Genomic DNA, 12,442 nt, shown 5'->3' with positions numbered 1-12,442 from the left:
GGAGATTAGTGGATGGCGGGTCCAACCGAAAGAGGAACGCGGCGAGAACCTGCGCGGAAAGGATGAAAACAAACACCCCACCGCAGCGTTCCGCTGTGATGGGGTTTGTCAGAAGAAGTGGGAAGCCCGAATTATGGGATAATTCGGGTATATTTCGTGCCTTCCACGGTCGCACCGATCTGAAGCCCAGCCTGTCCGAAGATGGCAGCCAGAACGGGCGATCGCAATGTCGTTGTGTCTGTCGACACGGAATCGCCCTGATCGCTGACCACATAGCCAATATCTGCTCCGGCTGTCCAACCACTGGAACGACGGAAATCGTTCAGGGCGTCTTCGGTCATGAAAAACAGGACATGCGCATATTGCTGCGCGCCGATCTGTAGCCCGGCCGTGCCCTTGACCGCCGAGTAGAAGTCAACTGTTGCACCGCTGATGCGCAGCGCGCCGCGGCCGTAACCGCCACCGAACACGAAACCGGCTTCGGTAATCAGCGGCATGACCAGCATGCCGTTGGCCTTGTTCGCAATTTCAACCGTGTTGGGATAGCGGCTGTACATCTCGGTCAGCGTGGCGTCGACACGGGCATCGATTGTTGCTGCGTTGGAATTGCCGACGCCGTTGCCACAGGCGGCGGTCAAGCTCAGACCTGCCATGCCCAAGGCAAAGCCGCGACGATTCAGTCGGGGGGAATTGGAACTGCTCATGGTTTTTTATCTCTGTAACTGTGCCTGAAATGCCGGGTGATCCCGGTCTTGGCGGCAAGGATACGCCGATCAGGGCGATGTGTCACGGGAAAGCTGCCCGATCGGGAAATCTTATCGGCGAAATATCGCGAAACTTGCGGGCTTTATCCCTGCAGGATGCGCGCAACCTGAGGAGAGAAATAGGTCAGAATTCCATCGCATCCGGCGCGTTTGAAGGCCAGAAGGCTTTCCAGCATCACCTTCTCGCCATCGATCCAGCCGTTCTGGGCTGCGGCCTGAACCATCGCGTATTCGCCCGATACCTGATAGGCATATGTCGGCGCACCGAAACTGTCTTTCACGCGGCGGCAGATATCCAGATAAGGCATGCCCGGCTTGATCATCACCATATCGGCGCCTTCAGTCAGATCGCGTTCGATCAGGCGCAGGGCCTCGTCCGAGTTCGCGGGGTCCATCTGGTAGGTCTTTTTGTCGCCCGTCAGGGCCCCCGATGCACCGACTGCGTCGCGGAAGGGTCCGTAGAACGCACTGGCATATTTGGCGGCATAGCTGAGGATCATCACGTTGTGATGGCCCGCCCGTTCCAGCGCGCGACGCATTTCCCCGATCCGGCCGTCCATCATGTCCGACGGGCCGATGATATCCGCACCGGCGTCTGCCTGTGCCAGTGTCATCTTTACCAGCGCCTCGACGGTCTGGTCGTTCACGATTTCTCCATCAACGACATATCCGTCGTGGCCGTTGATGTTATACGGGTCAAGCGCCACATCCGTCATTACGGCGACGTCTGGGGCCGCCGCCTTGATTGCCCGGATGGCCCGGTTTGACAGGTTGTCGGGGTTCCATGCCTCGGCGCAGTCTTCGGTTTTCAGCGCTGGGTCGGTGTAGGGAAAGATGCAAATTGCAGGAATCCCAAGGGCCTGGGCCTCGACCGCCGCTTTGGCAATCAGGTCAACCGATCTGCGAACCACACCAGGCATCGAGGGCACGGGCTCTTCAATACCTTCGCCATCGCGCACGAAAACCGGCCAGATCAGGTCATCCGTTGTCAGAGTGTTCTCACGCACCAGCGCACGAATTGCCTGTGATTGACGGGCTCGGCGAAAGCGGGTCATGGGAAATGGGGCAATGGTCGGTTTCATGGCGCGTTCTCCTTGAACATTCGTGCATTGGGTGGCATGAATTCACAAAGGTCTCAAGGGTATCAATGGACGTGCGCCTAGATGGAACCCCCCTGAGTAGTGCGAATAAAGGGTTGGGTTTGGACTGGTACTCTTCGATCTTTGAACTCATCGACATGCGCAGCTTTTCGAATCTGTGGTTCTGGATCGTACTGGCGGTACTCTGGTCGTCTGCCAGCCACTGGGTGATGGGCATCCCATATGATCTGGTTGTTCGTGCCCGCCGGATCGGAGGTCAGGTCGAAACCGATCTGCTCGACATCGTTCGCATCCATACAAATCGGATTCTGCTGATCGTCGACATGTCTGGCACCATCCTTTTGGCGTTTGGGTGTTTTCTGTTCACCGGGATGGCCACGCTTGGGTTTTATTATGATGTCGAGTTCGCGCAGGCCCTGTTTTTGCTTTTGTTCCCAATGACCTTGGTGCTTTTAGTGAATATCGTGCATGCAAGGCGTCTCCGGCGGCAGGAATTGACACTCGAAACTGTCTCGAAAACGATTTCCCGCTGCCGTCTGTATACCCAGATCATCGGCATGATCTCGATACTGGTCACTTCGTTCTGGGGCATGTATCAGAACCTTTCGATTGGCGTTCTGGGATAGAAGATTCTGAAAGGCGAGGCGATGAAGGCTCCGAACCACGTGACAGTTGGCGGCGCCCCCGAAGGGTTTGACGCGCAGCTGGTGCTGAACGAGATCGCCCGCAGCAGGGGGCCGGTGGCCCATGTCGCACGCGATGACAAGCGGATGGAAGCGATGCGCGCTGCACTGGCGTTCTTTGCGCCTCAGATGCCTGTCTTTGTGTTTCCGGGTTGGGATTGCCTACCTTATGACCGGGTCTCGCCTAATGCGGATATCTCGGCGGCGCGCGTCGCTACTCTGGCGGCGCTGGTCCACCAGATGCCCCAACAGTATGTATTACTGACCACGCTGAACGCCGCGACCCAACGCGTCCCGGCACGGGAGGTTTTGCGAGAGGCGGCGTTTACTGCCCGAGTTGGCCATCGCATAGATGAAACCGCTCTGCGAAACTTTCTGGTGCGTATGGGGTTCACACAAAGTCCAACGGTGATGGAACCCGGCGATTACGCCATCCGTGGCGGCATCATCGACATCTTCCCTCCGGGAGAGGCGGGCCCGGTTCGGCTGGACCTGTTCGGTGACGTCCTGGACGGCGCGCGCCGCTTTGATCCGGCGTCCCAGCGAACAACCGAAAAGCTGGACATCGTTGAACTTGCACCGGTGTCCGAAGTCATCCTGGACGAGGCCGCCATAACTCGGTTCCGTCAGAACTATCGCATCGAGTTTGGTGCCGCCGGTACGGATGACCCTTTGTATGAGGCCGTAAGCGCAGGCCGCAAACATCAGGGGATCGAACACTGGCTGCCGTTCTTCCACGAAAAACTGGAGACACTGTTCGACTACTTGCCGGATGCGGTGATCACTGTCGATGATCAGGTGACGCCCGCGCGTCTGGCGCGTTGGGATACGATTGCCGATCAGTACGAGACCCGACGACTGGCGCTGGAAAACCGATCTCGCATGGACACGGTCTATAAACCCACACCTCCGGGGTTGTTGTATCTTGACGATACCGCCTGGGAGGCGGCTGTCGCGGATCGTCGGGTTTTGCAGTTCAGCCCGCTGCCGCAAGCCTCTGGCCCCGGTGTCATCGACGCGGGTGGGCGCATCGGGCGCAACTTTGCGCCGGAACGCCAGCAGGAAAGCATCAGCCTGTTCGGTGCTTTGGCCAGTCACATCACTGCAAAGCTCGACAAAGGACCGGTGCTGATCGCCTCATATTCCGATGGCGCGCGGGAACGCCTGACCGGCCTGATCGAAGACGAAGGGCTGGCCGAGGCGATACATGTGGCCAACGGCACCCGCATTGGAAAACGCGGCTTGCACCTTGCCGTCTGGGCGTTGGAGCACGGGTTCGAAACTCCTGATCTAACGGTGATCGCTGAACAGGATGTGCTGGGCGACCGGCTGATCCGTCAGCCCAAAAAGCGCCGCAAGGCCGAAAACTTTCTGACCGAAACCCAGTCGCTCAGCCCCGGTGATCTGGTTGTTCACGTGGATCACGGTATAGGTCGTTACATGGGAATGGAGGTCGTCACCGCAGCCGGTGCCGCCCATGAATGCCTGTTGCTGGAATATGCCGAGCAGGCAAAGCTGTACCTGCCGGTCGAAAACATAGAATTGCTGTCGAAATACGGCCATGACGAAGGTCTGCTGGACCGTTTGGGTGGCGGTGCATGGCAGGCAAAGAAGGCCAAGCTGAAAGAGCGCATCCGCGAGATGGCGGATAAGCTGATCCGCATCGCAGCTGAACGTGCATTACGCAAAGCCCCGGTCATGGATCCACCGCCCCACGCGTGGGAGGAATTCAGCGCGCGATTCCCATATCAGGAAACCGAAGACCAGTTGCGGGCGATCTCGGATGTGATGGAGGACATCCATTCCGGCGCGCCGATGGATCGTCTGATCTGCGGTGATGTCGGATTTGGAAAGACCGAGGTTGCCATGCGCGCCGCATTTGTCGCCGCCATGTCGGGCGTTCAGGTTGCGGTTGTAGCGCCCACGACCCTGCTGTCCCGCCAGCATGCCGCGAGTTTCAGGGAGCGCTTTCGGGGGTTCCCGCTGGAGGTCCGGCAATTGTCGCGCTTTGTTTCGTCGAAAGAAGCCCAGAAAACCCGTGACGGGCTGGCCCGCGGGACAGTGGACATCGTGATCGGAACGCACGCTCTTTTGGCCAAGAACATACGGTTCAACAATCTGGGGCTTTTGATCATCGACGAGGAACAGCATTTTGGCGTGGGACATAAGGAACGGCTGAAACAGCTGCGCTCAGACATTCACGTGCTAACCCTGACCGCGACACCGATCCCGCGAACGCTGCAACTGTCATTGACCGGCGTGCGCGATCTGTCGATCATCGGCACACCTCCAATCGACCGACTGGCAATCCGCACCTATGTCAGCGAGTTCGATGCCGTTACAATCCGAGAAGCGCTGCTGCGTGAACACTATCGTGGGGGGCAGACTTTCTATGTTGTACCGCGCATCTCGGACCTGCCTGAGATCGAAGAATTTCTGAAAGATCAACTGCCTGAGCTCACTTACGTGGTTGCCCATGGCCAGATGGCAGCGGGTGAGCTCGATGATCGGATGAACGCGTTTTATGACGGGAAATTCGACGTGCTGCTGGCCACAACCATTGTCGAAAGCGGGCTGGACATCCCGACCGCAAACACGATGGTCGTGCACCGTGCGGACATGTTTGGCCTTGCCCAGCTCTATCAGATCCGGGGTCGCGTTGGGCGCTCGAAAACCCGTGCCTATGCTTACCTGACCACCAAACCGCGCCAGAAACTGACCGCTGCCGCCGAAAAACGCCTGCGTGTTCTGGGCTCGCTGGACACGTTGGGGGCCGGGTTCACTCTGGCCTCGCAGGATCTTGACATTCGTGGTGCGGGCAACCTGTTGGGTGAAGAACAATCCGGCCAGATGCGCGATGTGGGCTATGAGCTTTACCAATCCATGCTGGAAGAGGCGATTGCCAAGATCAAAGCCGGCGAGATGGAGGGGTTGTCGGATGCGGACGATCAATGGGCTCCGCAGATCAATCTGGGTGTGCCGGTTCTGATCCCCGAGAACTATGTGCCAGATCTGGATGTGCGCTTGGGGCTCTATCGCCGCCTGTCGTCTCTGTCGACAAAGGTCGAACTGGAGGGCTTTGCTGCAGAATTGATCGACCGTTTTGGCAAATTGCCGAAAGAGGTGAATACCTTGATGCTGGTTGTGCGGATCAAGGCCATGTGTAAACGCGCCGGGATCGCAAAGCTCGACGGTGGGCCGAAAGGTGCGACCATCCAGTTCCACAATGACAAATTCGCCTCGCCGCAGGGACTGGTTGAGTTCATTCAAAATCAACGTGGTATGGCCAAGGTCAAAGACAACAAGATCGTCGTGCGCCGGGACTGGAAAAAAGACAGTGACAAGATCAAAGGGGCTTTTGCAATTGCCCGGGATCTCGCTGAAAAAGTGGTCGCGGCGCAAAAAAAGGTCAAAGCAGGTTGAGATGTGAGAGGGGGCTCTGCCCCCGCTGCGCGTTCCGCGCATTTCCCCCGGGATATTTATGGCCAGATGAAGAAGCGGATCCCTGCTTCATCTGGCTAAAAATATCCCCGCCGGAGGCATCGTGCGTCAGCACGATCAGGACACTTTAGCTACGCATTGCCGCCTGCGCGCAGAAGCAGGACGCAGCCACCATGCGGTCGGCACGGGCCAGCGCCAGGTCAAGCCGTTGTTTGATTTGCAGGACTTCAACCTGTTCGCTGCGTGCCTTGAGGCAATCGTAAAGGCCCTTCAAACTCCAGACGTTGTCAGGATGTATCGAGGCGCGACTTAGCGTGCCGCCCAAGCCCAGATCTTCACGATAGGCGTCTTCAGCTTCGGCCAGCCGTCCTTGTTCGTAAAGAAGCGCCCCAAGCGCGTGGCGGGTGGGCTGCATCCATCCCCAGGGTTCGTCATAGGGCAAGGTATCGTCCAGCTCGACCGAGCGGCGCAGATGGGCAAACGCGATTTCAAAGTTGCCCTTGCGGTACTCGATCTCACCGCGCAGCATTTCCCGCGCAATTTCCAGCAGGTCAATCACACGGTTGTTGTGCAGCCTACGTGTTTCCGGAACGCATTCTTTGGCGGCAAGAAACAGATTTTCTTCGGCCTCGGCATTGGCGATATCACCGGTTGCTGCATGAGCGATGGCGCGCGCGTAGTGTGTCGTGGCCGTCAGGGTGCGGAACAGGTCTGGGTCTGAGGGCAGTTCCAGTGCCTTAGCCTCGTCCCAGCGGCCAAACCGGATCAGGATGTGAGGGCCCATGGACATGTAGCTTTCGAAGTAATCGGCCATCGGGGGGCTTTCGATGCGCAGCAATTCTTCGGGTGTTGTATCCCACAATCCCTGATTGGCACGTAGGGCCGGTTCCATCTGTCCAAGAAAAAGCGCACCGTAGATGGCAAAGTGATAATTGTGCTGGCGATAGCCTGTGTAAATGTTGAACGCGCCTTCGCGTTCGTAATATTTCAGGTCGGCTTCCGAGGCTTTTTCGTTCCAGTGCACAACGTTGTGGTAATGTCCGCAGAGCACATCGATATGTGTCGGCATATGTACCAAGTGGCCTGCATCTGGAACCAATGTGCGAAGGACATCCCCTGCTTTCAGGGCTTTTTCTGGTGTTGGAGACATCTCCATCAGATGAACATAGAGGTGCAGCAGGCCCGGGTGTGACATCGCAGCCGGATCGTTCGCCATGGCCCATTCAAGCGCATCTTGCGCTTCCTTCGTTGCCGCGCCCTGGGCGGGTTGGCCCGTTTTCAGATCCCACATCTTCCATGGCGTCAGGTTCAGCAGCGCTTCGACATAGATGGTACGCAAGTCGAGGTGGTCCGGGTGCGCCGCAAATGCCGCGCGCATCGCTTCGGCAAAACCGTGGTCCCATTGGTGCATGTCCTGAACCGGATCACGTTGCGGGTAACGCGCAAGCAGGGCCTGAATCAGGGCCTGTTCGACGGCAGTGCACCCTGCGAGCAGACCAAGGGCTTTTTGCATCGCTTCGTAAGCCTGTGCCAGCGCTTCTTCCTGACCCTTCTCATCCAGCAGGTCCCACGGGAGGTTGTAATTGGGACCGGCTGCATAGGCGACACCCCAATGGGCCATTGCGCAATTCGGATCATGCTCGGCCGCGCGTTGAAAACAGGCTACCGCCTCTTCGTGATTGTAGCCGTATGTCCAGTTCAGCCCGCGGTCGAACCACAGCTGAGCTTCGGGGCTGGAAGTGGAAACCGGGCAGGAATAGCTGCCCAGATCGTAGTAATCGTTCATCACAGTTCCTCCCCCTAAGTTCGGGGTAGGATAGCGTGTTTCACCCGAGATTCACAGGTCAGGCTGGCAGCCGTTCTTCGATGCGACCCATGTGGATCATCAGGCCAAACGACAGCACGCACATACTCAGAATGCCAATTGTCAACGGCGCGATGGATCCGTTGAACAGAAGCCCGATCGGCGCGGCGATTGCTGCAGCCATTACTGTTGAGATCGACCCGACAACTGAAGCGGCCATGCCTGCGATGTGGCCCATGGGCTCCATGGCAATGGCATTCAGATTGCCGATGGTTACACCAGCCATGAAAAAGACCATCGTCTGCCAGAAGACAAACAGGGCAAATGACATATCGGGCGAAAGGTTCGCCATGTTCAGGATGATGACGACAGACGTGATGGCTATCTGCGCGCCGAAGGCGAATGTGACCATCCGGCGCATCCCGACGCGCACCACCAAAGCTGCGTTCAAAAGGCTGGCCGAACCTGACATCAGGGCGACAAATCCGAACCAGAAGGGAAAGCTGTCGGCCCGATCATGGATCACATCATAGACCGGTTGCACCATAGTCAGCATGGTGAACAAGGTCCCCATGCACAAGGTCTGCACGAAGATAGACAAGCGCACGGTGGGATGGGCAAACATTTCGTTCACGGCCGCAATCATCAGGGGCAGGCGAAAGGGGCGGCGGTTCTCGACGGCCAGGGACTCGGGCAGTCGTGTACTCACCCAAAAAAGGACGACCAGCGCGAACAGGATAAAGGACATGAATATCCCGCGCCAGCCGAAGAGGGCGATAACACCAGCGCCCAGCATCGGGGCCGCTGCTGGTACCAAAGTGAAGATCATCATAGCGATTGAGATGATGCGCGCCATTTCCCGGCCTGAATACAGGTCACGGATGATGGCCATTGCCACCACACGTGGTCCGGCAGCGCCCAGCCCCTGTACAACGCGCGCAATCAGCACCAGTTCCAGCGAAGAACTGGCCCAGGCAACAGCCGAAGCCGCAATGTACAATAGCGCGCCGCAAAAGATCACCGGCTTGCGTCCCAGCGCATCCGATAGCGGGCCGGTAAAGAATGTACCGATACCCATTCCCAGAACGAAGGACGTCAGAATCAGTTGGGCGCGATTGACATCATCGGGGCTGAGCTGCGCGCCGATTTCGGGCAGGGCAGGCAGCATTGAATCGATCGAAAACGCGATAGTGGCGAACATCATTGCGATCAGCGCAATGAATTCCGCCTTCGACATGCGGTTGGCCATGAAGCACTCCTAACCTGTTCGCGCTATCATGGTGAGTCAGGTTAGGCCAGACTGGAAATTCGCACAGACCTCTGTGCTATTCTGCGGAGGAAGCCTCAAGTTGAGACATGATTTCGGCGATCACTTTCTCCCACATTTCAGGTGGTTGAGCACCCGGAACGGCATGTTGATTGGCAACAATATAGGTCGGGACCGAACTGACGCCCATTTCGCGAGAATGAGTATCACGGTTGCGAATATCCTCGCGGTCGGCGTCGGATTTCAACAGCTTCATGACCACCGCAGCGTCCATTCCGGCACTGTCTGCGATGTCGGACAGGACTTCGGGGTCGCCGATGTCTCGGGCCTGAACAAAATAGGCATCGAACAGCGCATCCACAACGGCATTCTGTTTGCCTTCGATCCCCGCCCAATGGATCAGGCGATGTGCATCCAGTGTATTAGGTGTGTGTTTCATGCCTTCAAAGTCAATCTTGAGACCGGCGCTTTCAGCATGTTCAACCACCGGCGCATAAGCACGCAAGGCACCATCTTTGCCGCCAAATTTACGCTCCAGATACTCGCGCCGGTCCATTCCATTTTCCGGCATATCAGGGTTCAGCTGAAAGGGGTGCCATTCGATGACAAAAGGGTGGTCCGGCACATTGGCCAGTGCTTTGTCGAGATGCGTTTTACCGATATAGCACCACGGACAGATCGGATCGGACAGGATGTCGAGCTTGACGGTCTGGGTCATGTGGCTGGTGCCTCGAAATAGGCCGGCAACGCCCGGCGCAGGAGTTTGCCATTGCCGCCGGTTGGTAGCGCAGACAGGTGGATGAAGGCGCGTGGTTGTTTATAACGTGCCAGGTTTGCCTCGACATAGGCGCGCAAGGCCGCATCGTCCAGCTTTTCCGGGCCGGTATAGAAGGCTGCTATCACAAATGTGTCCGGTTTGACCTCGACCGTAGCTGCACCGACCTGCGTGATACCGGGAAAACGGGACAGGGCGGCTTCGACCTCGACCGGGGACACGCGGTAGCCACCGGCATTCATCATGTCGTCGTCCCTGCCCAGATAACTGACCTGGCCGTCCACTGCCATTGCCCCCTGATCTCCGGTCAGGAACCATTCGCCCTGCATCCGGGATTCAACTTCATCGGGTGCGTTGAGGTAGGTCAGCATCAATCCGGGATCAGACCGATGAATGGCGATGGTACCTTCTTGCCCCTGCGGCACCGGGCCGTCCGGGCCCAGAATGGCCACGCGACGACCCGGTTGCGGGTGCCCCAATGCGTCGCCGCGCGCGGGGTGGGCCGGGCTTGAGGATATGAAAGTCGAGCATTCGGACATGCCGTAGGCTTCGAACAGTTCCGTACCGGTGGCGCTTAGCCATTTCTCGTGCAGAGCGCGCGAAAGCTTTTCCCCAGCGCATAAACCGTGGCGCAGGTCAGGTAAGTTGATTTGCTCATACTCTTGCACCAATTTGCGAAAGACCCCTGGTGCCGCCGCAAAGATGGTTGCACGATGCTGGTGGAGCAGAGCAGGCAGGGCGGTGATGTCCGTGCCCGGTTCCGGGATCAAGGCGGTTGCGCCGATGGTCCACGGGTCCATCAGTCCGGTGCCAAGTGTATAGGTCCAGTTGAACGCTCCGGCGTGACACAACCGATCGGACGCGCGCAGACCATACCAGCCATCGACCATCATCTGCCGCGCCCAGATTGCCCGATGCGCGTGGGCCACGGCACGCGGACTGCCCGACGTTCCCGAGGTGTAGACGACATATGCCATACGCTCGGGGTCGCCCAGTTCAAAGCTGGCAGGGGGCAAATGGTGCATAGCCTTCAGTTCATCCAACTCGATCTGTCTGGGATGAGGCGCGCATGAGACAGCGGGATCACGAAGAACCGCGGCTGGGGACAGATCGTCGATCATTCTGGCGGTTTCGGGTTCCGTCAGTTGCGACGATGTGGGCACCGGAATGATACCCACTGAAATCGCCCCCAGATAGGCAATCGGGAAATCCACCGTATTGCCGAGCCGCATCAGAACGATTTCGCCGGGTGTCAGACCTGCTTGCAGCAATCCTGCGCCAGTGCCCAGTACGGCGGATTGCAGGTCGCGATAGGTCCAGTCCAGCGCGCCGTGGGGCATTAATACCGACAAAGCCACTTTATCAGGGACCTGATCCGCGCGGCCAAGGACGTGCGCCGCCAGATTGAAGGGTGCAGGGCAGGGCGCGGGCGCCCCCTGATCGAAGACAGAAAACATGGCCATTGGCTAACGCGGTGTCTGGCGCGTTGCAAGCGCGGCTGGCCAAGCCTATAGAGAATGGCATGAGCACCCAAGATCCCAAATCCCTGATCCGAATTGCCCGCGATTCCGGCGATCACACCGAAGTTGAACCGCTGGACCTTGGCGCGCGCGTGCGCGAATTGCGAAAAGCGCGGAAATGGACGCTGGAGCAGGCCGCCAGTCAGGCCGGTTTGGCCCGTTCGACCCTCAGCAAGATTGAGAACGGGCAGATGTCACCTACCTATGACGCGCTCAAAAAGCTTGCGGTTGGGTTGGAAATCTCGGTTCCTCAGCTTTTCACACCGCCACAGCGGGATCAGGTCATCGGACGGATGGCGATTACCCGGATGGGCGAAGGGGCGGCTCACGCGACAACGACCTACGAGCATGAGTTGCTGGCCGAAACCCTGACCAAGAAGCACATGCTGCCCTACCGCGCGCGGGTTCGGGCGCGGTCCATGGATGAATTCGACGGCTGGGTGCGCCACGATGGCGAAGAGTTCATGTATGTTCTGACCGGTGTTGTCCGGCTCTATACCGAGTTTTATGAGCCGGTCGAAATGCGCAGGGGTGACAGCGCCTATTACGATGGCAGCATGGGCCATAACGTAATCTCCGTCAGTGACGAAGACGCGACAATCCTTTGGGTCACATCACTTGCTTAGCGACGCGCGGCAGAATTCTCTGTTCAGACCTTCGGTGAACAGGAAGTCTTCGACCTCTTCATGAGCTTCGTTCATGGTTAACTGGTGACGCTCGGCCAGATAGGCTTCGAACCCTTTACGATCTTGTGATACGCGCATCATGTCCTGGTCACGCAAATTCGGAAAACGCCGCTTTGCACGTGCGTAGGCCGCATTCCAGTCTTGTGTCAAATCCGTCCAGTTCATCATGTATGAGCTTTCCTTATGTAGCGATTAGGACTGCTCTCCCCCTCCTTAGGGTACGTAATGGGTGCCGTAAGGGAAGACATGACAAAATGTCGCAGCATGTCACTGCATTCCTTTTACAAGATTGTGCCTCTGCAATAGCTGCCGCAACAGGGCGGCGGGCTTGAAATTATTCAAAGTACTTGCGGATCAGGAGACCTGTTTGTTGCGGCACCGGAAAATCCCGGCGAGCAGATT

At 57.9% G+C, this 12,442-nt stretch carries 10 protein-coding genes; 3 read left to right on the top strand and 7 right to left on the bottom strand.

The features are described 5' to 3' along the window. Positions 1-131: 131 nt before the first annotated feature. Together ACR0BF_RS05650 and hemB are read right to left on the bottom strand one after the other, a co-directional pair. Positions 132-704, bottom strand: a complete 573-nt coding sequence (locus tag ACR0BF_RS05650) for a lipid-binding SYLF domain-containing protein (protein WP_480473050.1) — start codon at positions 702-704, stop codon at positions 132-134. Between the two features lie 143 nt (positions 705-847). Further along, a complete protein-coding gene (hemB, locus tag ACR0BF_RS05645) occupies positions 848-1,846 on the bottom strand; it encodes a porphobilinogen synthase (protein ID WP_480553669.1) in 999 nt (332 codons plus the stop codon). 119 nt (positions 1,847-1,965) lie between these two features. Between hemB and ACR0BF_RS05640 the strand changes: the two genes are divergently transcribed. Together ACR0BF_RS05640 and mfd are read left to right on the top strand one after the other, a co-directional pair. Further along, the gene (locus ACR0BF_RS05640) at positions 1,966-2,490 is read left to right on the top strand and encodes a component of SufBCD complex (RefSeq protein WP_480486469.1); all 525 of its coding nucleotides are present in this window, start codon (positions 1,966-1,968) and stop codon (positions 2,488-2,490) included. Positions 2,491-2,511: 21 nt separating this feature from the next. Continuing rightward, the gene (gene mfd, locus ACR0BF_RS05635; RefSeq protein ID WP_480624454.1) at positions 2,512-5,970 is read left to right on the top strand and encodes a transcription-repair coupling factor; all 3,459 of its coding nucleotides are present in this window, start codon (positions 2,512-2,514) and stop codon (positions 5,968-5,970) included. 145 nt (positions 5,971-6,115) lie between these two features. Here the strand turns inward: mfd and ACR0BF_RS05630 are convergent, their stop codons facing one another. The 4 genes from ACR0BF_RS05630 to ACR0BF_RS05615 form a co-directional block, all read right to left on the bottom strand. Beyond that, positions 6,116-7,774 carry a hypothetical protein gene (locus tag ACR0BF_RS05630; protein ID WP_480603472.1) on the bottom strand — a complete coding sequence of 553 codons (1,659 nt, stop codon included), beginning with the start codon at positions 7,772-7,774 and terminating at the stop codon, positions 6,116-6,118. A 58-nt stretch (positions 7,775-7,832) separates the two neighbouring features. After that, positions 7,833-9,041, bottom strand: a complete 1,209-nt coding sequence (locus ACR0BF_RS05625) for a multidrug effflux MFS transporter (RefSeq protein WP_480517219.1) — start codon at positions 9,039-9,041, stop codon at positions 7,833-7,835. Between the two features lie 76 nt (positions 9,042-9,117). Next, entirely contained in the window at positions 9,118-9,777 is a 660-nt protein-coding gene (locus ACR0BF_RS05620) for a DsbA family oxidoreductase (RefSeq protein WP_480624453.1), read from the bottom strand. Further along, positions 9,774-11,291: a class I adenylate-forming enzyme family protein gene (locus ACR0BF_RS05615; protein WP_480603869.1), complete on the bottom strand. Its 1,518-nt coding sequence runs from the start codon at positions 11,289-11,291 to the stop codon at positions 9,774-9,776. Before ACR0BF_RS05615 ends, ACR0BF_RS05620 begins: the two co-directional genes overlap by 4 nt. A gap of 65 nt (positions 11,292-11,356) precedes the next feature. Between ACR0BF_RS05615 and ACR0BF_RS05610 the strand changes: the two genes are divergently transcribed. After that, on the top strand, positions 11,357-11,980 hold the full coding sequence (locus tag ACR0BF_RS05610; RefSeq protein ID WP_209503779.1) for a helix-turn-helix domain-containing protein: 624 nt from the start codon (positions 11,357-11,359) through the stop codon (positions 11,978-11,980). Here the strand turns inward: ACR0BF_RS05610 and ACR0BF_RS05605 are convergent. Beyond that, a complete protein-coding gene (locus ACR0BF_RS05605; RefSeq protein WP_480473034.1) occupies positions 11,969-12,208 on the bottom strand; it encodes a hypothetical protein in 240 nt (79 codons plus the stop codon). The genes ACR0BF_RS05610 and ACR0BF_RS05605 overlap by 12 nt on opposite strands. Positions 12,209-12,442: the final 234 nt, after the last annotated feature.

The organism is Ruegeria sp. AG7 (genome assembly GCF_056541545.1).
This window is presented reverse-complemented; position numbering and strand designations above follow the sequence as displayed.